Annotated in this window: 20 protein-coding genes; 8 read left to right on the forward strand and 12 right to left on the reverse strand. The window is 67.0% G+C overall.

What is annotated here, in order from left to right; all coding sequences use genetic code 11:
• Window positions 1-126: 126 nt before the first annotated feature.
• Window positions 127-651 (forward strand): hypothetical protein, encoded by a 525-nt coding sequence (locus SPHI_RS10220; protein WP_076744841.1) that lies wholly within the window; start codon window positions 127-129, stop codon window positions 649-651.
• Between the two features lie 408 nt (window positions 652-1,059).
• Here SPHI_RS10220 and phbB read toward each other — a convergent pair whose 3' ends face one another.
• The 3 genes from phbB to SPHI_RS10235 are packed head-to-tail and all read right to left on the reverse strand — an operon-like array spanning window position 1,060 to window position 5,032.
• A complete protein-coding gene (gene phbB, locus SPHI_RS10225; protein WP_076744842.1) occupies window positions 1,060-1,782 on the reverse strand; it encodes an acetoacetyl-CoA reductase in 723 nt (240 codons plus the stop codon).
• 35 nt (window positions 1,783-1,817) lie between these two features.
• The gene (gene hemH, locus SPHI_RS10230; protein WP_076744843.1) at window positions 1,818-2,825 is read right to left on the reverse strand and encodes a ferrochelatase; all 1,008 of its coding nucleotides are present in this window, start codon (window positions 2,823-2,825) and stop codon (window positions 1,818-1,820) included.
• Window positions 2,825-5,032 (reverse strand): xanthine dehydrogenase family protein molybdopterin-binding subunit, encoded by a 2,208-nt coding sequence (locus tag SPHI_RS10235; protein WP_076744844.1) that lies wholly within the window; start codon window positions 5,030-5,032, stop codon window positions 2,825-2,827. The genes hemH and SPHI_RS10235 overlap by 1 nt, the downstream gene beginning before the upstream one ends.
• 189 nt (window positions 5,033-5,221) lie before the next feature.
• On the opposite strand from SPHI_RS10235, the gene SPHI_RS10240 reads away from it, so the two are divergent.
• Window positions 5,222-5,755, forward strand: coding sequence for a MarR family transcriptional regulator (locus SPHI_RS10240; protein WP_158049683.1), 534 nt, complete (start codon window positions 5,222-5,224; stop codon window positions 5,753-5,755).
• Here SPHI_RS10240 and SPHI_RS10245 read toward each other — a convergent pair.
• The 5 genes from SPHI_RS10245 to galE form a co-directional block, all read right to left on the reverse strand.
• Window positions 5,723-5,914 carry a hypothetical protein gene (locus tag SPHI_RS10245; RefSeq protein WP_076744846.1) on the reverse strand — a complete coding sequence of 64 codons (192 nt, stop codon included), beginning with the start codon at window positions 5,912-5,914 and terminating at the stop codon, window positions 5,723-5,725. The genes SPHI_RS10240 and SPHI_RS10245 overlap by 33 nt on opposite strands.
• A 64-nt stretch (window positions 5,915-5,978) precedes the next feature.
• A complete protein-coding gene (locus SPHI_RS10250; protein ID WP_076744950.1) occupies window positions 5,979-7,613 on the reverse strand; it encodes a long-chain-fatty-acid--CoA ligase in 1,635 nt (544 codons plus the stop codon).
• Window positions 7,614-7,842: 229 nt separating this feature from the next.
• Window positions 7,843-9,012: an acyl-CoA dehydrogenase family protein gene (locus tag SPHI_RS10255; RefSeq protein ID WP_076744847.1), complete on the reverse strand. Its 1,170-nt coding sequence runs from the start codon at window positions 9,010-9,012 to the stop codon at window positions 7,843-7,845.
• 344 nt (window positions 9,013-9,356) lie between these two features.
• Window positions 9,357-10,193 (reverse strand): HpcH/HpaI aldolase/citrate lyase family protein, encoded by an 837-nt coding sequence (locus SPHI_RS10260; RefSeq protein WP_076744848.1) that lies wholly within the window; start codon window positions 10,191-10,193, stop codon window positions 9,357-9,359.
• Window positions 10,190-11,191, reverse strand: a complete 1,002-nt coding sequence (galE, locus tag SPHI_RS10265; RefSeq protein ID WP_076744849.1) for a UDP-glucose 4-epimerase GalE — start codon at window positions 11,189-11,191, stop codon at window positions 10,190-10,192. The genes SPHI_RS10260 and galE overlap by 4 nt, the downstream gene beginning before the upstream one ends.
• 158 nt (window positions 11,192-11,349) lie before the next feature.
• Between galE and msrA the strand changes: the two genes are divergently transcribed.
• Window positions 11,350-11,892, forward strand: coding sequence for a peptide-methionine (S)-S-oxide reductase MsrA (msrA, locus tag SPHI_RS10270; RefSeq protein ID WP_076744850.1), 543 nt, complete (start codon window positions 11,350-11,352; stop codon window positions 11,890-11,892).
• 35 nt (window positions 11,893-11,927) lie between these two features.
• Here the strand turns inward: msrA and SPHI_RS10275 are convergent, their stop codons facing one another.
• On the reverse strand, window positions 11,928-12,845 hold the full coding sequence (locus SPHI_RS10275) for an L-threonylcarbamoyladenylate synthase (protein ID WP_096348754.1): 918 nt from the start codon (window positions 12,843-12,845) through the stop codon (window positions 11,928-11,930).
• A gap of 37 nt (window positions 12,846-12,882) precedes the next feature.
• Here SPHI_RS10275 and SPHI_RS10280 point away from each other — a divergent pair, with 37 nt between their 5' ends.
• Both SPHI_RS10280 and SPHI_RS10285 read left to right on the forward strand, forming a co-directional pair.
• Window positions 12,883-14,565 carry an acyl-CoA dehydrogenase gene (locus tag SPHI_RS10280; RefSeq protein ID WP_076744851.1) on the forward strand — a complete coding sequence of 561 codons (1,683 nt, stop codon included), beginning with the start codon at window positions 12,883-12,885 and terminating at the stop codon, window positions 14,563-14,565.
• Window positions 14,562-15,395, forward strand: a complete 834-nt coding sequence (locus tag SPHI_RS10285) for an arylamine N-acetyltransferase family protein (protein WP_076744852.1) — start codon at window positions 14,562-14,564, stop codon at window positions 15,393-15,395. Before SPHI_RS10280 ends, SPHI_RS10285 begins: the two co-directional genes overlap by 4 nt.
• A 55-nt stretch (window positions 15,396-15,450) precedes the next feature.
• On the opposite strand, the gene SPHI_RS10290 is transcribed toward SPHI_RS10285, so the two are convergent.
• A complete protein-coding gene (locus SPHI_RS10290) occupies window positions 15,451-16,176 on the reverse strand; it encodes a dienelactone hydrolase family protein (protein ID WP_076744853.1) in 726 nt (241 codons plus the stop codon).
• A gap of 121 nt (window positions 16,177-16,297) precedes the next feature.
• Here SPHI_RS10290 and gpmA point away from each other — a divergent pair, with 121 nt between their 5' ends.
• Window positions 16,298-16,984, forward strand: coding sequence for a 2,3-diphosphoglycerate-dependent phosphoglycerate mutase (gene gpmA, locus SPHI_RS10295; protein ID WP_076744854.1), 687 nt, complete (start codon window positions 16,298-16,300; stop codon window positions 16,982-16,984).
• 23 nt (window positions 16,985-17,007) lie between these two features.
• Window positions 17,008-17,889 (forward strand): EamA family transporter RarD, encoded by an 882-nt coding sequence (gene rarD, locus SPHI_RS10300; protein ID WP_076744855.1) that lies wholly within the window; start codon window positions 17,008-17,010, stop codon window positions 17,887-17,889.
• A gap of 107 nt (window positions 17,890-17,996) precedes the next feature.
• Here rarD and SPHI_RS10305 read toward each other — a convergent pair whose 3' ends face one another.
• A complete protein-coding gene (locus SPHI_RS10305) occupies window positions 17,997-19,244 on the reverse strand; it encodes a putative DNA modification/repair radical SAM protein (RefSeq protein WP_076744856.1) in 1,248 nt (415 codons plus the stop codon).
• Window positions 19,245-19,310: 66 nt separating this feature from the next.
• On the opposite strand from SPHI_RS10305, the gene SPHI_RS10310 reads away from it, so the two are divergent.
• Window positions 19,311-20,528 (forward strand): hypothetical protein, encoded by a 1,218-nt coding sequence (locus SPHI_RS10310; protein ID WP_076744857.1) that lies wholly within the window; start codon window positions 19,311-19,313, stop codon window positions 20,526-20,528.
• Here the strand turns inward: SPHI_RS10310 and smc are convergent.
• Window positions 20,495-23,971, reverse strand: coding sequence for a chromosome segregation protein SMC (smc, locus tag SPHI_RS10315; protein WP_076744858.1), 3,477 nt, complete (start codon window positions 23,969-23,971; stop codon window positions 20,495-20,497). The genes SPHI_RS10310 and smc overlap by 34 nt on opposite strands.
• Window positions 23,972-24,068: the final 97 nt, after the last annotated feature.

The raw sequence follows: 24,068 nt of genomic DNA on the forward strand, positions 1-24,068 counted from the left end.
TTCACTCCAGCCTCGTGCTCACGCAGCACGCCTATGATCTGATCCTCGGTAAAACGGCCTCGCCGCATCGCTCGTCTCCATCTGACCAGCTAACTTACCAATGGCATGATTTCCGGGGAGCAGGTCATGACGAATGCGCGTGCCTTACCGAGTGAGGTCCGCAAGACCTCAGACCAGTTCTTCGGATGGCTCCGCGACTATGATGGCTGGAGAGGTCATTGGACGAATAATCCAGAAGGTTCGGTCGACGTGACCGAACTTAAGCTTTCCTCCCAGCCCTTCAGAATCGAGATCGATGATAGCGCGTCAGGTGAGATCGTCGGCACAATCGAGACTAGAGGCATCTGCGACAAGGTCCCTTACTTCGAAAGCCTCTTGGTGGACGGAAGCATCTCAAGTTCGAAGTGGGCCACAATCCGCGTCTTTAACTTTATCGGGGGCTATCGCCGCGAGTTCGCCGAACTACGTCTTGAGCGCGACGATCAGATCATGCGGGTAACGCCCCTAACTGACTTAGCCGGAACGTTCGCAGGAGAGAATCGTGTCGCGCTCGACCCAGAGGGGATTGGTGGCCCAGACAATCGAGAGGCGATCTGTCCAAATAAGGAAGAAGAATCCTTTGCACGCTTGTTGGAGAGGTCCGTAAAGTAACCTCTTAGCTCCGAAAGCGTCAGAGAAGCGGTGGCATTCATCTGATCCGGTTTCACCAAGTTGCAATTTTGATCGCCGGGAAGTGTCGGTTAGGTCGATTAAGCGACATGCCTACCAACCTGAGCGTAAACTTAATTGCGTGAGTGTGCGTTCTATCTTGAGAGCGCAGGCTGGGCGCCGACGGTCTAGCCAAAGCGATATTGGTTTGATGCGCTCGTCGTTTACGCGACGTCAAAGCAACGTTCAGACGTTTCTCGGTTGAGCACCGCCTCCGGTGCGCCATCGATCTAGCCAGGACCAGCCCGCCGCGGCAAAGCCGCGTCGTCGGACGGGTTCGGCGGGGCCGACCCGCCGGCCGTGCCGGGCGCTGCGCTTTGCGCATCGGCCCGCGGGGCGGGCCTGCGCCCGTCAGTACATATGCTGCCCGCCGTTGATGCTCAGCGTCGAGCCGGTGACGAAGCCGCCCTCCTCCGAGCACAGGAACGCCACGCCGCGCGCGATCTCGTTGGCCTGACCGAGGCGGCCGACCGGGATCTTGGCGACGATCTTGTCGAGCACGTCGGCGGGGACCGCGGCGACCATGTCGGTGTCGATATAGCCCGGCGCAATGGCGTTCACCGTCACGCCGGCGCGCGCGCCCTCCTGCGCCAGCGCCTTGGTGAAGCCGTGGATGCCGCTTTTCGCCGCGGCGTAATTGACCTGTCCGTATTGGCCCGCCTGGCCGTTGATCGAGCCGATGTTGACGATCCGGCCCCAGCCGCGCTCGCGCATGCCGGGGAACACCGCCTTGGCCATGTTGAAACACCCGCCAAGGTTGGTGTCCATGACCTCCTTCCACATCTGGTAGGTCATCTTCAGGATCGTGCCGTCGCGGGTGATGCCGGCATTGTTGACCAGCACGTCGACCGGGCCGAGCTCTTCCGTCACCTTCGCCACGCCGGCGAGGCACGCCTCATGATCGGCGACGTCCCATTTATACGCCTTGATCCCGGTGCGCTCGGTAAAGTCTGCCGCCTTGGCATCGTTGCCGGCATAATTGGCGGCGACGGTGAGGCCCATGTCCTCCAGCGCAAGGCTGATCGCCTCGCCGATCCCGCGCGTGCCGCCCGTGACGATCGCAACCCGTGCCATTCACCGCTCTCCCAGAGGATCAATCCATGGTAACGCTACGAAAGGCGCACCCAGCCTTCAAGCTCACGCGCCAGTAAGGTGCGTAACAAATCGATGCCGACGCGGCTGTCGTTCAGACAGGGCAAATAGGCGAAATGCGTGCCGCCGGCGGCGAGGAACGTTTCGCGCCCCCGGATCGCCAGTTCCTCCAGCGTCTCCAGGCAATCGGCGGAAAAACCGGGGGCGACAATCGCGATCTTGCGCACGCCCTTTGCCGGCAGTGCGGCGAGCACCACGTCGGTGGCGGGCTCCAGCCATTTGGCGCGACCGAAGCGCGACTGGAAGGTGATCGTCACCTCGCGCCCCATTGCTTCGCCGAGCAGGCGCGCCGTCTTCTGGCAGTGGCAATGATAGGGGTCGCCCAGCTGCAAGGTCCGCACCGGCATGCCGTGGAAGCTGGTGATCAAGGCGTCGGGGGTGAAATCGAGCGCGGCCAGGCTCTCCTCGACCGATGACGTGAGCGCCGCGATATAGGCGGGGTCGTCGTGATAGGGCGGGAGCGTGCGCACCGCGGGTTGCCAGCGCATCGTCGCCAGCCGGGCGAAAGCCTTGTCGTTGGCGGTGGCGGTCGTCGCGGCGGAATATTGCGGATAGAGCGGGGCGAGCAGGATGCGCTCGCAGCCGGCATCCTTCAGCGCCTGGATGCGGTCGCCGATCGCCGGGCGGCCGTAGCGCATGGCGTAGTCGACCGTGACGTCGGGGCCGAACGCGCCCTCCAGCGCCTTGGCCTGCGCCTTGGTGATCGCGGCGAGTGGGGAGCCGTCCTCGCGCCACACCTGGGCATAGGCATGCGCCGATTTCTTCGGCCGCGTCGTCAGCACCGCGCCACGCAGGATCGGTTGCCACACGAGCCGCGGGATCTCCACCACGCGCCGATCGGACAGGAATTCCGCGAGATAGCGGCGCACCGCGGGTGGATCGGGCGCATCGGGGGTGCCCAGGTTAATCAGCAGCACGCCGACGCGGCGCGGCGGGATCGGCGGGTGGTCGGCAGGCTTGTTCATCATGATCCAAACGGCAGGCTGCGCGGGCGGTTGCCGGCCGCGGCGGTGAGGGCATTGGCGATGGCGGGCGCGACGGCGGGCACGCCGAGGTCGCTGACGCCACCGGGATCGGCGCGGCTGGGGATCAGCTCCACGGTGATCTCGGGCATGTCGGCGAGGCGCGGCAGGCGCAGGTCGCCGAGCGTTCGGGTGTCCGCCACGCCGGCGTTGAAGTGCGGCGCCCGGCCGGTGGCGAGCGCAATGCCGAAGACGATCCCGCCTTCGATCTGCTGGCGCACCACGTCCGGGTTGATCGCGCGACCGCAATCGACCGCCGCGACGATCCGGTCGACGCGCGGGCGGCCGGCGCCGTCATATTGCGCCTCGGCAAGCACTGCGATCATGCTGCCGGCCATGGCGTGGCAAGCGAGCCCCTGACCGCTGCCGGCACGCCCGCCGTCCCACCCGCCCAGCGACGCGGCGGTGGTGAGGCAACGCGCCAGCCGCGCGTCATGCCCCAGCATGCCGATGCGGAACGACATCGGTTCCGCGCCGGCGCGATGCGCGAGCTCGTCGATGAAGCATTCGGTGAAGAAGGCGTTGACCCGGTCCGCGCCGCCGCGCAGGTGACCAGTCGGAACGGCGATATCCGTGCGGTGGTGGTCGATCGCGAACGCCGGCAAGCGATAGGGCGGGGTGGCGCCGGACATGGCGTAAGCGTCGGCACCACCCGAGATGGCCCGCGCGATACCGGCGAGCGGATCGTCCGCGAGCAGCCGCTGCGTCAGCGCCATGCCCGTCGCGGGAGTGGCGATCTTCGCCTGCCAGCCGAGGATACGTCCGTCGCTGGCCAGCCGCGCGGCCATGTGCGCCCTGGCGGGGGCGCCGAACCGATCGCGAAGCGTCGCCTCGCGTCGCGTCCATATGACGTGCACCGGTCGGCGCAGCGACATGGCGAGGATCGCCGCTTGTTCGGCGGCATCATGCTCCAGCGCCTGGCCGAACGAACCGCCGATCAGCATCGGGTGAATCGTGACCTTGGCTTCGGCAACCCCGATGGCGCGGGCTGCGGCGGCACGAGCGAGGCCGGGGGCTTGGGTCGGCGCCCACAGCTCCAGCCGGTCGCCATGCCACCAGGCGGTGGCGCAGGGCGTTTCCAGTGCGGCGTGAACGCCAAGGCCGACCGCATAATCCGCCCGCGCCACATCGCCGCGAAGCACCTCGGCGATGTCGCCTTGCTCGGCGAAACGGTCGCCGTCGTTGGCGAGGGCGGCATCGAGCGCACCGGTGATCGTCTGGGCGTCGGCCAGCCGGCCGCGAGTTTCGAACCGCGGTTGCAGCGCGGCCATGCCCTCGACCGCTGCCCAACTGGTGTTGCCGATCACTGCCGCCCAGCGTTCGTTCTCCACCACCGCGGTGACACCGCGGACCCGGTCCGCGGCGGCGTTGTCCGTGCGGACCAGGCGGCTTTCGCCACCGACGGGGCCTTGCGCAATCGTTGCGAAAACCATGTCCGGCAGCCGCACGTCGCCGGTGAAGTTCGCCGAGCCATCGACCTTCGCTGGCGCGTCCAGGCGGGGGAGCGACTGACCGACGAGCCGCCCTTCGTCGCCGAAGCGGAGCGGCAGTTCCTCCGGCAGATCGAACCCGGCTGCCGCGGCGGCGAGTTCCCCGAAGCGCAACCGGCGGCCATTGCTGACCACAAGGCCGTCGCGCGTTTCGCATTGCTCCCAATCCACGCCCCAGCGCGCCGCCGCTGCCTTGGCGAGAAGCACGCGGGCGGCCGCGCCCGCCTCACGCAGGGGTGCCTCGAACATGCGCAGCGAGGTGGAGCCGCCGGTCAGCAGCAGTGCCGAACGAACCCAATGTTCGCGCTGGACGGCATCAGGAACGGGGGCGAGCGCGCCGCCGAACAACGTATCGGCGGCGAGCGGATTGGCGTACAAGGGGTTGGGCAGCGCGGCCTCTACCCCGATCGTGCGCCAGTCCGCGCCAAGCTCGTCGGCCAGGATCTGCGGCAGTGTGGTGTGAACGCCCTGACCATGCTCCGCCTGCGGCACGACAACGGTAATGCGGCCGTTTTCCGCGATCTTGAGCCACGCGCCGATCGGCGTTTCACCTTCCGCCGGTGCGAGATCCACGGCATACCGTCGCGGCCAGACCGCCCAGGCGAGCGCGAGGCCGATCCCCGCGCCACCAGTAACTAGCAAGGAGCGACGCGAGATCATCGTCCTCGCTTAGCCGCAGGCGCCGCCGCCGTCATAGCCCACTTCTGGAAAAACGAGACCGGCATCCTGTTAGTTCTTGAAATAGCGGCAGATTTCGATTGCAGTAAGGAACCATTTCGGAAATTGTGCGTCAGATTGCGTTGGTACGGCGATGGAACATGCCGTCGGATTGGGGGGCAGGAGATGGCGGTGAGATCAGACGACAAGCCGATCTTGGAGCGCATCGAAAAGGTGCTCGCGGAGCTTTCCAGGTCGATCTCGCCGACGCCATCGCTGCTCGACACTCCGACGCCGACGGTAGCGCTGGAAAAGAACATCAACGCGCCGGCCGCATCGACCGATGTGTCGGAGGCCGAGCGGCTCAACGTCGCCATTGCCTGGATCCGCGCTCGCGCGAAGCGGGACGAGGCGTTCGGAGACGATCTGTTCTTCGATCCGGCCTGGAGCATCCTGCTCGAGCTTTACGTCCATCACCGTCAACGTACCGCCATGTCGATCACCTCGTTGTGCGTGGCCGCGAAAATTCCTCCGAGCACCGGCCTGCGCTGGATCGCGCTGCTCGAAAAGCGCGGCCTGGTGAATCGGGAGGCTGACCCGTTCGACCGCCGCAAAAGCTACGCGATCCTCACCGACGAAGCGATCGAACGGGTGGAACGAGCGATGGACAATGTGATGGAAAGCAACCGCCAACTAGGAATTGAGCGGGTGCCGCGGATCAATTAGATCGATCGCTTGCTGCACATGGAGGGCGACGAGCGACAGCGATTGCGCGTCAGGCCCATCTTCCGCATGCGCCAGTCCGTCCAGGCAGTTCAGGACGCGACGAAGCAGATCGGCGCAGCCGGCCCCGGTGGAGGTGGAGGGAAGGCGTTCGTCGGTCATCGAGAAAATAGCGGACTAACGGGTATTTCGGTTCCGTGACACGGCTGGCAGGCCCGCTGCCGCCCTATCCGTTTAAAGAACGGGGCAGCGCATAGTGCGCCATGCGTTGACGGATCAGCTTCTTGTCGATCTTTCCAGTTGCGCCGAGTGGGATCTCGTCCACGAACACCACATCGTCGGGCATCCACCATTTGGCGATCTTACCGTCGAGGAAGGTGGTCAAGTCGCCCTTTTCCGCCATCGCACCGGGCTTGAGCTGGCATAGCAGGATCGGGCGTTCATCCCACTTCGGGTGCGCAACGCCGATCACTGCGGCCAACGCGACCGCAGGGTGGCCGGCGGCGATATTCTCGATCTCGATCGAGCTGATCCATTCGCCGCCCGATTTCACCACGTCCTTGGACCGGTCGGTGATCTGCATGTAGCCGCGGCCGTCGATCGTCGCGACGTCGCCGGTGTCGAAATAGCCGTCCTCGTCGAGAATCTCGCCGCCTTCGTTGCCGAAATAGGAGGCGACGATCGTCGGGCCTTTGATCTTCAGGTGGCCGAAGGTGGTGCCGTCGTGCGGCAGCGTCGCGCCTTCGTCGTCGGTGAGCTTGAACTTCAGGCCGCACATCAGCCGGCCCTGCTTGATCTTGTGCGCGACCTGCGCATCGTCGTCCATCGCCGCGACCTCGGCGCTGGGCGAGGAGAGAGTGGCGAGCGGCGAGGTCTCGGTCATGCCCCAACCCTGGACGACCTCCACGCCGAACTCGTCGCGGAACGCGCGCACCAGCACTTCGGGCACCGCCGACCCGCCAATCGTCACGCGTTGCAGCGTATCGAGCTTGCGGCCCGAGGTGCGCAGATATTGCAGCAGGCCCTGCCATACGGTGGGGACCGCGGCGGAATAGGTGACGCCTTCCTGCTCGATCAGGTCGCAAATCGATTCGCCGTCCATCCTGGGGCCGGGCAGCACGAGCTTGGCGCCGACCGCAGGGGCGGAATAGACGACGCCCCAGGCGTTGGCGTGGTACATCGGCACCACCAGCAGCACCGTGTCGCGCGAGGATAGGGCGAGTGCATCGGCCTGAAGCGTCAGCATGGTGTGCAGGTAATTGGAGCGGTGGGAATAGAGCACACCCTTCGGATTGCCGGTCGTTCCGGACGTATAGCAGAGCCCGCAGGCGAGATTCTCGTCGAAGCCGCCCCAGGCGTATTCGGCCGGTTCGCCAGCGATCCATTCGTCAAAGGCGGTGGCGGCGTAATCCGTCTGCGGTAGGTCGGCGGCGGCGCACAGGAAGATGACGCGCTCGATTCCCGGGGCCTGCGGCAGGAGCTGTGCGACGACGTCGGCGCAATTGGGGTCGGCGAGGAGGATGCGATCGCCGGCGTGATTGGCGATGTAGGCGATCTGTTCGAGGAACAGCCGCGGATTGAGCGTATGGAGCACCGCGCCCATGTTGGTTGCGCCGTACCAGGCGGCGACATGGCGATGCGTGTTCCAGCCCATTGTCGCGACCCGATCACCCCGCTTGATACCGGCGCGGGCGAGCGCGGCGGAAACTCGCTTCGCCATCGCATGAACGCCGGCGTAATCGGTGCGGGTAACGGCGCCGGTCCAGTCGCGCGAGACGACCTCGCGGCCGGGCGACCAGGTCGCGGCGTGATCGAGGAAGGTATCGACCGTCAGTTGCCCCGACTGCATCAGGCCCAGCATCGGCATTCTCTCCATCTGCGTCATGCCGAGCTTGTCCCGGCATCCACTGTTCCGCGTACCTCGCGGTCGTTGAGTTTGCGGCACGGTGGGTGCCGGGACAAGCCTGTCCTGAGCTTCGTCGAAGGGTCAGGTGAGACGATTGCCTGTCCCAGTTCGTCCCGAGCATCGTCGAGGGACACGTTGCGCCGCGACCCTATCCCTCGACTTCGCTCGGGACGAACGATGGGGATCACCCCTGCGCCGCCTTCCAATCGCGCTTCACCTTCTTGGCGAGGCTCCATTTGTGCACTTCGGTCGGGCCGTCGTAGATGCGGAACGCCCGGACCTCGCGGAACACCTGCTCGACAATCGTGTCGCCGCTGACGCCAGTGCCGCCCATCACCTGCACGCAGCGGTCGGCGATGCGCATCAGCGCTTCGGACACCGCGACCTTGGCCATCGAGCTTTCCACCGTGCCGAGGTCGCCGGTGTCGAGGACGGACGCACACCAGTCGATCATCAGCTCCGATTGCTTCAGGTCGATGAGGTTCTCGGCCAGCATGAAGCCGACGCCCTCGTGATCGACCAAGGGCTTGCCGAACGCATGGCGACGATTGGCGTAATCGGTCGCGATCTCGTGCGCGCGGACGCAGGCGCCGTGCCAGCGCATGCAATGGGTGAGACGTGCAGGCGCGAGGCGGACCTGCGCGAGCTTGAAACCGTCGCCTGGATTGCCGAGCATCTGGTCGGCCGGAACGCGAAGGTTCTCGATCGTCACCACCGAATGCCCGCCGGGCATCGATGAGTCGATCGTCTCCAGCACGCGATCGATGCGGATCGCGGGATCAGGCAGGTCGACGAGGAACATCGACGCACCTTCATCCGCCTTGGCCATGACGATACCGACCTTGGCGCCGTCCGCACCGGTGATGAAGGTCTTGCGGCCGTTGATCACCCAATGGTTGCCGTCGCGCACCGCGGTGGTGAGCATCATCGACGGGTCGGAGCCGGCGCCCCCGCCATTCGGGCCGTCGCCGGCGGGCTCGGTCATGAAGAACGCCGAGCGCGCGGTTCCGTCGACCAATGGCTTGAGGAAGCGCTCCTTCAGTTCGGGCGACGCCTTCTTGCCGAGGAGGTACATGTTGCCCTCGTCGGGGGCCATGACGTTGACGGCGAGCGGACCCAGCGGGGAGAGGCCCGAGGCGCGCAGCACGTCGGCGGTCTCGCGATGGGTGAGGTGGTCGCCGTCGGGCAGGATGTGCGGAGTGAGCAGGCCGGCGTCGCGGGCCAGGGCACGCATCTCCTGCACCAGTTCGTCGCTGGGGCCGTGCGACGTGGAACGCGGATCGCGCTCATAGGGAACGATCCGCTCGCGCACGAACGCCTCGACCCTGGCGGCGATCTCCTGGCCTCTCGTCATCCTCATGTCCCTGCTGCTTGTTGTCAGTCGGGCGCGGTCTTGTCGTGTTTCGCTGTGTGTCGCCAGTGGAAAGCGTGGCCGTCCGTTCCGAGCGGTATCACTTGCGGCCTGTGCCTCGACTTCGCTCCGCACGAACGGATCGGCGCGCTCCGTTCGTCGCCCCGGCCTTGCGCCGCGATCCAAGGTGCCGCGCGTGCTGCCGCTGGAGGCGAGAACGCAGCGTGCGGGGAGGGTTGGATCCCGGATCAAGTCCGGAATGACGGCGGTGGGCTGGGCGGGTACGCCGCGGCCGTTGGGTTTGCGTAACGGTGGATGCCGGCACGAGGCCGGCATGACGTTGCGGATTAGCCCACGAGCGCCAGCAGCCGCCGCGCGCTTTTCAGATGCGGTGCGTCAATCATCTTGCCGTCGAGCTGGAGCGCGCCGGCGCCCGGGTTCGCGTCGAAAGCGGCGATGACGGCTTTCGCATGGGCGATCTCCGCCTCGCTGGGCGTGAACGCATCGTTGATGACCGAGACCTGCGTCGGATGGATCGCCAGCATCCCCGTGAAGCCGTCGCGCTGTCCACGCGCGGCATAGGCCGCCAGCGCATCTAGATTGCGGAAATCCGGAAACACCGTCTCAATCGCCGGCACGCCCGCGGCATGCGCGCCGAACAGGGTGAGCGCGCGGACGACGCGATAGGGATCGGTGTAGCTGCCGTCATCCTCGCGTGCGGTGGCAGCGCCGATCGATGCGGGCAGATCCTCCGCCCCCCAGGTGACGCCCGCCAGCCGCCCGGCAACGCCCGCAAAGGTGCCGAGCTGGAACACCGCGGCCGGCGTCTCGCTGGCGACCGGCAGCACCAGATAGTCGCCCGGCAACCGATCGAGCAGCATCGCGACCGACTCGGCGCCTTCCGCCTTGGGCAGCACCACGCCGTCGAGCGACAGGCCGGCGAGTGCCTCCAGATCGGCGGCGACCTCGTCGCTGTCGATCGGATTGACCCGCACGAACACCGCCGGCCCATCCTCGCGCGGCGCCTCGATCCACGCGCGCACCGCCGCACGCGCCTCGGGCTTGCGCTCCGGAACCACCGAATCCTCTAGGTCGAGGATCAGCGCGTCGGCGCCGGTCGCGACCGCCTTGGGGAAGCGCTCCGGCCGGTCGCCGGGAACGAACAGCAGCGAGCGCAACTTCACTTGCCCATCTCCGCCAGCTTGCGCTCCCAGGCGAGCGCGTCACGCACGATGCCGTCGAGCTCAGCGCGCTTGGGTTGCCAGTCGAGCGCGGCGAGGATCGCGCTGTTGTCGGCGACCAGCTCGGCCGGGTCGCCGGCGCGGCGGCCCTCGACGCGACGTTCGATCGTCATGTTGGTGACGCGATCGACCGCGTCGAGCACTTCGAGCACCGAGAAGCCGCGGCCATAGCCGCAGTTGAAGGTGAAGCTCTCGGCCGGGGCGGCGATCAGCTGCTTCAATGCGGCGACATGCGCGTCGGCAAGGTCCGAGACGTGGATGTAATCGCGCACGCCAGTGCCGTCGCGGGTCGGGAAGTCGGTGCCAAACACGCCCACAGCGGCGCGCTTGCCGGTCGCGGCCTCGACCGCGATCTTGATGAGGTGGGTGGCGCCGACGGTGGATTGGCCGCTGCGACCCTCGGGGTCGGCGCCAGCGACGTTGAAATAGCGCAGCGCGCCATAATTGAGAGGGTGCGCCGCGGACACGTCGTGCAGCATCGCCTCGGTCATCAGCTTGGACATGCCGTATGGATTGATCGGAGCCTGGGGATCGCTCTCGGTGATCGGCACCTTGGTGGGGTTGCCGTAGGTCGCCGCGGTGGAAGAGAAGATGAAGTGCGGTACGCCTTCCGCCACCGCGCTCTCGATCAGGCTGCGCGTCGCGGCGGTGTTGTTGCGATAATATTTAAGCGGGTTGCTGACCGATTCGGGCACTACGACGGAGCCGGCAAAGTGCATGATCGCGCGCACCTCATGCTCACGAATCACGTTCCGCACGCCCGCGTCCTCGACGGCGATGTTGACGAAGGAGGCGCGTGGATCGACGGCCCAGTCGAAGCCGGTAACGAGATTGTCGATCACCACCACGTCGAACCCGGCATCGAGCAGCGCAAGCACCGCATGGCTGCCGATATAGCCGGCCCCGCCGGTCACCATCACCTTGCCGTCGAATGCTGCCATGCACGTGCTCCTTTGCGCGGGCCTTATCGGCTTCCTACATTGGTCTCCAACACAATCCGTTCGGGCTGAGCTTGTCGAAGCCCTGTCTTTCTTTCCCGCGGCGGGGAGAAGGGCAGCCCTTCGACAAGCTCAGGGCGAACGGGAAAGCGGAGATTGAGATGACCGAATATGCGACGCTGGCCGGTGGCTGCTTCTGGTGCACCGAGGCGGTGTTCAAGGACGTGATCGGCGTCGAGAGCGTCGAGAGCATCTATATCGGCGGCACTGTGCCCAACCCCACCTACAAGCAGGTGTGCGGCGGCGATACCGGCCATGCCGAGGCGATCCGCGTCGGCTTCGATCCCGAACAGGTGACCTATGCCGACTTGCTCGACATCTTCTTCGCCACGCACGATCCGACGCAGCTCAATCGCCAGGGCAATGACGTCGGCACGCAATACCGTTCTGCGATCTTCCCGATGACGGTGATGCAGGAGGAGCAGGCGAACCAGGCGATCGCCCGCGCGCAGGCCGACCAGACCAAGCCGATCGTCACCACCATCGAGCAGGCGGACGAATATTATCCGGCCGAGGATTACCACCAGGGCTATTGGGACGGCGAGGGCCAGCGCAATCCCTATTGCCTCGCGGTAATTCCGCCCAAGCTGCAGAAGCTGCGCAAGAGCTTCGCCGCGCGGTCGAAGGCGGCGGTGACGGCGTAAGTCGCACATTCCTCCTTCTGACGGAGGAGGAAATCTCAGCGATGCGCGGCGCGTCTCAAGCGATCGTTGATCGCCGCACCGATGCCGGCCGGCGGGATCGGCGCGACCGCGATCCTCGTTGCGGGAGACGCATCCGCGCGATGCAGCGCGTCGAACAGCCGCGCGGCGGCTTCGATCGGGTCTCCGGACGGCGACAGGCTTTCGTCACCTCCCACCCCGCCGAAGCCGATCAGCCACTCGTCGTCTTCTCGTGCGGTGACATTGAGGCGCAGCGGCTTGGCGGGCGCATAATGCGTGGCAAGCTGCCCCGGCGCGGTGACCGTTCCGCTCGGCACGGCAGCGGAAAGCCCCAGCTGCTCGGCGGTGATCGGCCCCGGGCGCAGGATCTTGCCGCCACCGACGATCGTCGATTCGAGCCCCGCGCTGGTCGGTCCGTCGTCCACGATTAACGGCACGCGCGCCCCAAGGCTCGCCGCGACATGCGCCGCGCGGGTCGGGCTGATGCCGTTGCTGGCGTTGGCGGATGGCGCGGCGAGCGGGCGGCCACTCGCGGCGAGCACCGCCTGCATCGCGCGATGCGCCGGCACCCGCAGCGCGATCGTGTCGAGCCCGGCGGTGACGAGCGCGGCGATGCCCGCATCAGGTCGCAACGGCAGCACCAAAGTCAGCGGCCCCGGCCACCAGCGCGCCGCCAGCGCACGCGCCGCCTCGTCGAACATCGCGATCCGCTCGGCCGCGGCGGGATCGGGGACGTGAACAATCAACGGGTTGAAGCTCGGCCTGCCTTTGGCAGCATAGATGCGCGCCACCGCCGCCGGGTCGGTCGCATCGGCGGCGAGTCCGTAGACGGTTTCGGTCGGGACCGCGACGATGTCGCCGGCGCGTAGCAGCCTTGCCGCTAGGGCAACCGCGCCTTCGTCAAAAGGCAGGATTTGCGGGAGTTGAGCCGTCATCAGGGGGCGGTATAGCGATCCGGACCAGGAGAAGAACATGCCTTACGCCGCCCCCATTGCCGAACAGCGGTTCGTGCTCGAACAGATCGTCGGGATCGGCGAGCTTGCGGGAACTGAGCGATTTGCTGCCGCCAGCCCCGACGTGATCGACGCGGTGCTGGAAGGGATCGCTCAGCTCGCCGAGGGAGAATGGGCGCCACTGGCGCGCGCTGGCGACACGGTAGGGGCGAAGTGGACGCCGAACGGTGTGGTGATGCCGGAAGGCTACAAGGCCGCCTACAAGGCGTTCGTAGAGGGCGGCTGGGGCACGATCGGAGTCCCGGAGGCGTTTGGCGGACAGGGGCTGCCGTTCGCGGTGCAATGCGCGGTGCTGGAGACGCTGGGGAGCGCCAACATGGGCTTCGCGCTGGCGCCGATCCTGTCGGTTGGGGCGATCGAGGCGTTGCAGCATCACGGCACGCCCGATCAGCAGGCGACCTGGCTCCCCAAGCTCGCCACCGGCGAATGGACCGGCACGATGAACCTCACCGAGCCGCAGGCGGGCAGCGACGTGGGCGCGCTGCGCGCCACCGCGACGCCGCGCGGCGACGGGACGTTCCTGGTCAAGGGGACCAAGATCTTCATCTCGTTCGGCGACCATGACCTCACCGACAATATCGTCCACCTCGTGCTCGCCCGAACGCCCGACGCGCCGGTCGGCACCAAGGGCATTTCGCTGTTCCTGGTCCCCAAGGTGCGCGCCGACGGCACGCCGAACGACGTGCGGGTGGTGTCGATCGAGCACAAGATGGGGCTCCACGCCTCGCCCACCTGCGTGCTGTCGTTCGGCGACAACGACGATTGCGTCGGCGAGCTGATCGGACCGGAGTTCGGCGGCATGCGCGCGATGTTCACGATGATGAATAACGCCCGCCTCAACGTTGGCCTTCAGGGCGTGCAGGTGGCCGAGGCGGCGACGCAGAAGGCGGTGGAATATGCCCGCGAGCGCGTGCAGGGCGCGCGCGCCGGCGCGGCGGCGGCGATCATCGAGCATCCGGACGTGCGCCGCATGCTGATGCGGATGAAGGCGCAGACTCAGGCGGCTCGCGCGTTGGTCTATTATGCCGCGGGCCAAGTGGATCGCGCCGGCCTAGGCGACGCCGCGGCGCGTGACCGGCTGGAAATCACGACGCCGCTCGCCAAGGCGCATGGCACCGATCTGGGCAACGAGGTCGCGAGCCTTGGCGTGCAGGTCCACGGCGGGATGGGCTATATCGAGGAGACCGGCGCAGCGCAGTATTTCCGCGATGCGCGGATCACGCCGATCTACGAAGGCACCAACGGCATCCAGGCCGCCGATCTGGTCGGGCGCAAGCTGTCGCTTTCCACCGGCGCGGCGTTCGCGACGCTGATCGAGGATCTGCGCGGGAGCACACATGAGGCGCTGGGCGACCTGGTGACGGCGTGCGAGGCGGTCGGGCGGCGGCTCCAGACCGCCGACGCCGATGACCGGCTGGCGGCAAGCTATCCCTTCCTGACCATGCTGTCGGTCGCAACCTGTGGCTGGCTGCTCGAGCGCGAGGCGGCAGCAGCGGGTGACGACGCGTTCGGACGGGCCAAGAAGGCGGTGGTCGCTTTCTACCTCGATCAAATCGTGCCGGAGGCGCTTGGCTTGCGCGCAGCGGCGGAGGCGTCCGCCGCTGCGCTCTACGCCCTTGATGCCGAGGCATTTGCGGCATGAGCCTGCCCTTCAACCTGCCCGCCTATCTGGAGCGGATCCGTCTTCCTGCCCGCCCGACGATCGATCACCACGGGCTGGCGGCCGTGCAGCGTGCGCATCGGCTGGCGATCCCGTTCGAGAATCTCGACGTCGCGCTCGGGCGCGGGATCGACATTTCCGCCGATGCGGTGTTCGGCAAGCTGGTGATCGCCGGACGCGGTGGTTATTGTTTCGAGCAGAACCGGCTCTTTCTCGATGCGCTCCACGCGCTTGGCTTCGAGGCAAGGCCCCTGCTTGCGCGGGTGTGGCTCAACGCCGAAAACGTGCCGCCGAAGACGCATACGGTCAGCCTCGTCACCATCGATGGGCAACAATGGATCGCCGATCCGGGGTTCGGCGGCAGCTATGCACCGCCCATGCCGCTGGTCGACGGGGCGGAGGCGGATGCGCCGGACGGGGCGCGCTTCCGGCTGTCGCAGGATGCGACGCATGGCTGGATGCTGTTCCGGCACGGTGAGCTCGGCAGCACCGATGGGCGAGGCGGCGCTGCTGGTGCCGGGTTCCAGCCGCAATATAGCTTCACGACCGACATGGTCTGGCCGGCCGATCTGGCGATGGGTAATCTTTGGACGTCAACGGCACCGGGTACGCGCTTCACCACGTTGAAGGTGGTGAGCACCGTTCTGCCGCACGGCTTCGCAACGCTGACCGACCGGCACTATCGACGCCGCGTGGGTGAGGAAGAGACAGCGACCGAGATCGCCGATCCGCGCGTGTATCGCATGCGGCTGAGCATGATGTTCGGCATCGATCTGTCGAAGGATGAAGTCGCGGCGCTCGGGTTGTTCTAGGCGTCCGCACCCCCTCCCCTTGCCCCGAAGCGGCGGCGAAGGGGGGCGCTTGCGCTCAGACGAACAATTCGGCCAGAAAGTCGCTCATCGCCTTCCAGCTACGGCGATCGGCACGTTCCTCATGGCCGAAGCCTGAGCCCTCAGCCATGGGCATGCCCGCGTCGGTAAAGGCGTGGCCCGCATTGCCATAAGCGTGAATCTGCCAATCGGCCTGACCTTCGGTCAGCTCGCGGCCGAGCGCGACCATCGTATCAGGCGGGCACAGCGGATCTTCCCAGCCGTGGCAGACAAGCAGCTTGGCCGCGATCGGCGAAACGTTGGCGTAATCGGGGCGATCATATACGCCGTGGAAGCTCACCCCGCCCAGAAAGGGCAGGCCAGCGCGGGCCATATCGAACACGCATTTGCCGCCGAAGCAGAAGCCCACCGCGGCCACCTTCGCCGGATCGACGGCGGCGAAGCCGCGTAATGCCGCCAGCGACGCGTCCAATCGATCGCGCAGGAGCATGCGATCGGCGTTCAGCGCATCCATATATTCTGGCACGTTCTCGCTTTCGCGCGTCTTGCGCTTGCCCTGACCGTACACGTCGCAGGCAAGTGCGACATAGCCGAGCTTGGCGAGATCCTCCGCCTTCCGGTTATCCGATTCCTTTTGGCCGAGGATGTTAGGGCAGACCAGCACGCCGGGGCGCGGGGTTTCGACCTCGTCCTCCCAGGCGATCACGCCTTCGAAGGGGCCACCCGGGCCGTCGTAGATCAGGGTCTGTCGGACGATCGCCAATGCCTCTCTCCATTTCGTTCGCCCTGAGCTTGTCGAAGGGCTGCCCTTCTCTCTATCAGCGCGGCGTCAAAGGAAAGTCAGCGCTTCGACAAGCTCAGCGCGAACGGGAGATACCTAACCCATGCCCAAGCTCGTCCTGATCCGCCACGGCCAGTCCGCCTGGAACCTCGAGAATCGCTTCACCGGCTGGTGGGATGTCGACGTGACCGAGAAAGGCGCTGCCGAAGCCAAGGCCGCGGGCGAGCTGATGGCCGCCAAGGGCCTCGATTTCGACCTCACCTTTACCTCGCTGCAAACGCGGGCGATCAAGACGCTGAACCTGGCGCTGGAGGCGATGGGCCGGCTGTGGCTGCCGACCGAAAAGCACTGGCGGCTCAACGAGCGCCATTATGGCGGCCTTACCGGGCTGAACAAGGCGGAGACCGCGGCCAAGCACGGGGATGAGCAAGTCCATATCTGGCGGCGCAGCTTCGACATTCCACCTCCGATCGAGGAAGTTGGCGGCCCCTATGACATGACCTCTGACCGTCGTTACGCGGGCATCGACATTCCCAAGACCGAGAGCCTCAAGGACACGATCGCCCGCGTCCTGCCTTATTGGGAAGAGCGGATCGCGCCCGAGCTGCGCGCCGGCCAGCGCGTGCTGATATCCGCGCACGGCAATTCGCTGCGCGCGCTGGTCAAGCACTTGTCGAACATCCCCGACGACGAGATCACCGGACTGGAGATCCCGACTGGCCAGCCGATCGTCTATGAGCTCGCCGACGATCTGTCCGCGACCGACCGTTACTATCTCAGCGAACGCTGATCCCGACTCCGGAGATACCCGCCGTGACGAACAATGCCGCGCGTGGCGGGCTCCTGCTGGGCCTTGGCGCCTACGCGATGTGGGGCGTGCTGCCGCTCTACTTCCGCTGGCTTGGCGGCGTGCCGGCGCTGGAGGTGCTGGCGCATCGCGTGGTGTGGTCGCTGGCGCTTCTGGTGATCGTGGTCACCGCCATGCGGCGCTGGACCACGATCCGGGCGGCGGTGACCGCGCGGACGCTGGCGATGCTGGCGGCCAGCGCGCTGCTGATCGGCACCAATTGGCTGATCTACATCTGGGCGGTGAACAACCACCAAACGCTGGCGGCGAGCCTTGGTTATTTCATCAATCCGCTGGTCAACGTCGCCCTTGGCGTTGCGGTGCTGGGCGAGCGGCTGCGGCGGTGGCAGGGGGTGGCGATCGGGATCGCCTCGGTCGGCGTCTTGGCGATGGCGCTGGGCGCGGCCGACACCTTGTGGATTTCGCTGATGCTGGCTTTATCGTTCGGCCTGTACGGGCTGGTGCGAAAGACGGTAGCGATCGATTCGCTTGGCGGGTTGATGATCGAGACGTTGCTGCTGGCGCCGCCGTCGCTGATCTATCTTATGCTGGTGGCGCAGGATGGTGGCGGCGCGTTTGGCGGCGACCTGATGCTCAACGCCAAGCTGGTGATGCTGGGCGGGATCACCGCTGCGCCGCTGCTGATGTTCGCCGCGGCGGCGCGGCGGCTTCCCTATTCATCCCTTGCGCTGCTGCAGTATCTCGCGCCGACCTTGCAGTTCATCGTTGCGGTGGCGGTGTTCGGCGAGGCGCTGCGATCGTTGCACTTCCTGGTGTTTGGGCTGATCTGGGCCGGATGTGCGCTGTTCGCGTGGGACAGTGTGCGCGCGGCGCGGGCGCGGCGCTAGCCAGATTCCCCTCGCTCAAGCGGGAGGGATTAAGGGTGGGCTTGTCCGCGAGCGCTGTGGCCGGTGACAGCCCCACCCCCAACCCCTCCCGCAAGCGGGAGGGGAGTTCAGGCCGCAAACAGTTCCAACTGTTGCTTCTTGGGGGCCACCAACGGTTTCAGCTCCGCCTTGTCCGTCAGCGCCACGGGGCGCCAATCCTCTGCAACGATGAACGGGCGGATCTTGGCGATCGACACGGTCAAACGCGCCACGTCGTCGAGGCGCAGCTTGCGCCAGCGACGGCTTGTGAGGATGTTCGCCACCGCCTTGGTTCCGAGCCCGGGCACGCGAAGCAGCAGCTCCTTTGGCGCGCGGTTCACGTCGACGGGGAAGCTGTCACGGAACTTCAGCGCCCAGGCGAGCTTGGGATCAATGTCGAGCGGCAGCATGCCGGTTGCATCATCCGCGGCGGCGACGACTTCCTTCGGCTGAAAGCCGTAAAAGCGCATCAGCCAATCGGATTGGTACAGCCGATGCTCGCGCATCAGCGGCGGGCGTTGGAGCGGGAGCACCGCGGATGCGTCGGGAATCGGGCTAAACGCCGAATAATAGACGCGGCGCAGTTCGAAACGGTCGTAGAGTCGAGCGGCCTTGGTGACGATGTCGCCGTCGGTCGCCGCGTCGGCACCGACAATCATCTGCGTCGATTGGCCGGCGGGCGCAAAGGCGGGCGCGGACTTGTAGCGCGCCTTGGCATCGCGGGTATCGAGAATTGACGTTTTCAGGCCATTCATCGCGCCTTCGATGCGGCCGTTATCCTTTTCGGGGGCGAGCCGCTTCAATCCGCTGACCGTCGGCAGTTCGACGTTGATCGACATGCGATCGGCATAAAGACCCGCTTGGTGGATCAGTTCGGGATCGGCGTCGGGGATGGTTTTGAGGTGGATATAGCCGCGAAATTCATGATCTTCGCGCAAAGAGCGGGCAACTTCGACAATCTGCTCCATCGTATAATTTGACGAGCCGATGATGCCGGAGGAGAGGAACAGGCCTTCGATATAGTTGCGTCGATAGAAGGACAGGGTGAGGTTCACCACCTCCTTGGCGGTGAAGCGCGCACGGCGGACGTTGGAGCTTTTGCGATTGATGCAGTAATGGCAGTCAAAGATGCAGCTGTTGGTCAGCAGGATTTTGAGCAGGCTGATGCAGCGGCCGTCGGGCGCGTAGGCATGGCAGATGCCCATCCCTTCGGTGGAGCCCAGCCCCTTGCCGTCGCGCGAATTGCGCTTCGCCGTGCCAGACGAGGCGCAGGAAGCGTCATATTTCGCTGCATCCGCAAGGATTTCCAGCTTCTGTCGGACGTCTAGCTGCGCCATTTGTTCTATATAAGTTCCCGAGCCGTCATTGTCGACCTTGTCACATCCCGAGGGTACCGACGAACCATGCGCTTACTCCGTTCCGCCGCTGGCCCCTATCTGCTGCTGGCGGTGACGTGTCTCGTCGGCTGGCTGTTCAAGGCGCATTGCGGCGCAGGCTGGACCGGCGACGAGCAATATCTGACGGGCTGCTATTCGGATGCGGTGCCTTTCTGGGGGCTGCGCGAGGTTGCGGCGGGACAGTTGCCCTATGTCGAGGCGCGGATCGAATATCCGGTGCTGACCGGCGCGCTGATCTGGCTGGAAGGGCTGGTTGTGCGCACGATCGGCGGTACGCGCGGCGATGCGATCGACTTCCTGCTGGTGGTATCGATCGTCAATGCTGCGCTCGCCTTTGCGGTGCTGCACATGATGGAGCGCGCGGGCGTGCCGCTGATCCGCCGCTGGTGGTGGGCCGGCGCGCCGCCGCTGGTGCTGTACCTCGGGCATAATTGGGACATGCTGGCGGTGGCGTTCGCGGTGGCGGCGCTGCTCGCGGGGCGACGCGGCGAGGCGCTCGCCGGCGCGGCGCTAGCGGCGATCGGGACGGCGGCGAAACTCTTTCCCGTGCTTCTGCTCCCGCTGCTCGGGCTGGGCGCCTTGTTCCGCCGCGACGCATCGTGGCGCGACCGCCTGATCGGTGCGACGGCGCTGACGGCGACGGCGATTGCCTTTTGGGGCGTGCTCAACCTGCCGATCGCGCTTCGGGCGTTCGAGAATTGGAGCGAGTTCTACACCTTCAGCAGCGCGCGCAGCGGCACGGCCGCGTCGGTTTGGGAAATCATGGCGGTGCAGGGCTGGTGGGCGACCGACATCGCCGCGCGTAACCTGTGGTCTTTCGTTGCCTTCGTTGGTGGCGCGGCGGCGATCGTGCTGCTCGGCTGGCGGCGGCATCGCGATGTGCTCTGGGTGTTGTTCACCCCAGTGCTGGCCTGGTTCCTGCTCACCAACAAGGTCTATTCGCCGCAATTCGACCTGTGGCTTTATCCGTTCCTGTTGCTGACATCTCGGCGGCTGTGGCCCGTGGCTTGGTTCGTGGTCGGGGATCTGGCGGCGTATTGGGCGGAATTCTGGTATTTCGCTTCGCCCGGTGGCGCAGGGATGGGGGTGACCCAGGGGCATATCGCCGTGGCGGCGGCGCTGCGCGCGGGCGCGATGCTGTGGGTGATCGTTGATGGCGTGCGTGGCCCGACGCCGGCGTGGGTCGGCCCTTACTCGGCCGCGAGCAGGGTCTCCGCGGCCTGAAGGTCGACCGACACCAGCCGGCTGACGCCGCGTTCGATCATCGTGACGCCGAACAGGCGGTGCATTCGGCTCATCGTCACCGCATTGTGGGTTACGATCAGATAGCGCGTCTGCGTCTCGCGGCTCATGCGTTCGAGCAGGTCGCAGAACCGCTCGATATTGGCGTCGTCGAGCGGCGCATCGACCTCGTCGAGGACGCAGATCGGCGCTGGATTGGTGAGGAACAGGCCGAAGATCAGCGCCACCGCCGTCAAAGCCTGCTCGCCGCCCGACAGCAATGTCAGCGATTGCAGCCGCTTGCCCGGCGGCTGCGCCATGATCTCCAGCCCGGCTTCCAGCGGATCGTCCGAATCGATCAGTTCGAGGTGTGCCTGCCCGCCGTCGAACAAGGTGGTGAACAGGCGGCGGAAATGGCCGTTCACTGCCTCGAACGCGGCCAGCAGCCGCTGGCGACCCTCGCGGTTCAAGGTGCCGATTGAGCCGCGCAGGCGATTCACCGCTTGCCCCAGTTCCTCGCGCTCGGCGGCATTGCCACGCGCGCCCGCTTCCAGCTCGGCGAGTTCCTGCTCGGCGACGAGATTGACCGGCCCGATCCGCTCGCGCTCGCGGGTCAGCTTGTCGTGCGCTGCCGCTTCCTCTTGCGGGGTGCGCATGTCCGCGCTGGCGAAGCCGATCCGCTCCGGCAGGACGGGAGCCGGACATTCGAAGCGCTCGCCGGAGACGCGGCCGAGCTCGACACGGCGCAGTTCCTGGTTCTCCGCGCGCGCGATCGCACCGGCGCGGGTTTCGCGCGCTTGCGACAGCGTCTCACCGGCTAGCCGCGCCGCCTGCTCGCTCTGCCGCAGCGCGATCTCGGCAGCGCCTTCGGCAGCGGCGAGCGTTTCGTTGGCGATGCGGGCAGCGTGATGTTCGGTCGCAGCGGCTTCAATCGCGGCGGCGAGCGTGGCGGGCCGGTCAGCAAGAGTCGCGATCTCTGCGGCGATCTCTGCTTCCCGCTTGGCCATGTCGGCGATGCGGCGAGCAGCGTCGCCAGCGCGGGCGCGCCAGCTCTTCACCTCAGCCTGTGCGGCGGCGAGGCGAGTTCGAGCGTCTTGGCCGGCGCGCTCGGTCGTGCTGCGGGCTGCGCGTGCGTCGGCAACGGCGGCGCGGCGCGTTTCCGCCTCGCGCTGGAGCGTCGTAACGGTGGCGGCCGTGGCACTGGTGTCCGGAAGGGCGATGAGCGCCGCGTGCGCGTCGGCCTGTTCCCGCGCGGCCTCGTCGTGCTCGGTCGCAATGCGCGCCGCACGGGCATCGAGATCGGCGCGCAGGCCGGCAAGGCGCTCGATCTGCGCGGCGGCGCGGTCCTGCCGGGTGCGGGCGTCGCGAGCGGCGGCATCCGCATGGGTCAGCTGATCGCGCGCCGCTCTGGCCGCGCTTCGGGCGGCAACGATCCTGCTCTCCTCGGCAGCGAGGTCCTGCTCGGCGGCGCCGACTGCCGCCGTTGCACGCGGGAGCTGAGCGTCGATCGCGGCTAGGCGATTGCGCCGTTCGAGCCGCTCGGCTGCGGCGGCCCCGCTCTGCCTGGCGACAAAGCCGTCCCAGCGGCGCAGGAAGCCGGCGCGCGTGACGAGGCGCTCGCCCGGGGCGAGTGGGCGGCTGTCATCCGCGTCAACGACGATGACATGGGCGAGGCGAAGGGCAAGGAAGGGCGGGGCGGTGACATGGCCGCCCAGGCGATCCGCTTGTTTGGTTCGGCCTAAGCTGGTCGTGGGCTTTGTTGAGGGGCAGGTGTCCGGCTCACGCACTTCGACAAGCTCAGCGCGAGCGGGGTCAGGGGTGTGGTCCTCGCGCGCTGAATCCGACCAATAGGCGTTCGCGCTGGGGTCGAGCCCCACCTCAAGATCGTCGCCGAGCGCGGCGGCGAGCGCGCGTTCGTAGCCCGGAGCAGCGCTGACGTGGTCGAGCAGGCGGTCGCGGCCCTTGCGCTCGGTGGCCTTGCGCAAGGCGGCGGCTTCGCTTTCCAGCGCGGCGAGTTCGGCGCGCGCCGCCGCGCGGGTGGCCTGCGCGGTGTCGCGGGCGGCCACGGCGGCGCGTTCATCGTTCTCTGCGCTTACCTGCGCGGTTCGAGCAGCATCGGCTTCGTCAAGCGCCGCTGCGAGTGCCTGTTCCGCGGTGGCGCGCTCCGCGTGGATCGGCGCTGCCTCGCCAAGCGCGCTGATCTGCGCGGTGATCTGCGCCACGTCGCGCGCCGCGCGGTCGAGCCGCGCACGTGCGGCGGCGGCGGCGGCTTGGGCGACGCGGGCGTCGGCTGCTTCGCTCGCCTGACGTGCCAGTGCTTGCGCCAGTGTCACCTCGGCATCGCGCGCAAGCCGCTCGGCTTCGCCCAGCGCGGCCTCACGCGCGGGTAGTTCCTCGACGGCGCGGGTGATCGCCGCTTCCAGCGGCTTGCGTTCGCCGTCCAGCCGGGCGAGCGCTTCCGCCGCGTCATTGGCTAGCGCGCCCTCGCGCGTGCGGTCGTCGGCGATCCGTGTCGCGGCCTGGGCCAGCTCGGCGAGCCGGCGCTGCACGCCGCGTTGCTTGCCGTGCAAACCTTCGAGCCGGTGCGCGATCTCGCCGCTGCGATCCCGCGCGGCGAGCGCCTGGGCGCGCGCCCTCGCCAATGCTTCGGTCGCCTGCGCCTGATCGGCCGCCGCGACGCGCTGAGCCTCCGCCGCTTGGGTAACACGCGCCTCGGCAGCCGCGGCTTCGGCCTTGGCGGCATCGGCAGCGGCGGCCGCCTCGCGCCAGCGGGCGAAGATCATGCGCGCCTCTGCAACGCGGATCTGCGTGGAAAGTGAACGGTACTTTTCCGCTTGGCGCGCCTGCCTCCGGAGTGCCGCGGCGCGCGCGCCCTGTTCCGCGATCACCTCGTCGAGCCGCGCGAGATTTGCCTCGGTCGCGCGCAATTTCTGCTCGGCATCGCGGCGTCGCACATGCAGCCCTGCGATCCCCGCGGCTTCCTCCAGCATCGCCCGGCGATCGGCGGGTTTGGCGGCGATCACCGCGCTGATCCGCCCCTGGCTGACGAGCGCCGGGGAGTGCGCGCCCGTCGCGGCATCGGCGAACAGCAGCGACACGTCCTTGGCGCGCACGTCCTTGCCGTCGATGCGATAGGCGCTGCCCGCGCCACGCTCGATGCGGCGGACCACTTCCGTTTCCGCGCCGCCGATCTCGGCCAGGATCGACACTTCCGCGAAGTCGCGCGATGGGCGGGTCGCGGTACCGGCGAAGATCACGTCCTCCATGCCCGCGCCGCGCAGCGATTTGGCGCTGTTCTCGCCCATCGTCCAACGCAGCGCTTCGAGCAGGTTGGATTTGCCGCAGCCATTGGGGCCGACGACGCCGGTCAGCCCTGGCTCGATGCGCAGATCGGCCGGGTCGACGAAGCTCTTGAAGCCGGAAAGGCGCAGCCGCTTGATCTGCACGATCCGCGCGTCTTGGCGCGATCAGCGACAGGTGTGCAAGAGGAACGAAGTCCTGAACATCGCTACCGTCGTCACCCCGGGCTTGACCCGGGGCCCC

The organism is Sphingomonas jeddahensis (genome assembly GCF_001981525.1).
Taxonomy (GTDB): Bacteria; Pseudomonadota; Alphaproteobacteria; order Sphingomonadales; family Sphingomonadaceae; genus Sphingomonas; species Sphingomonas jeddahensis.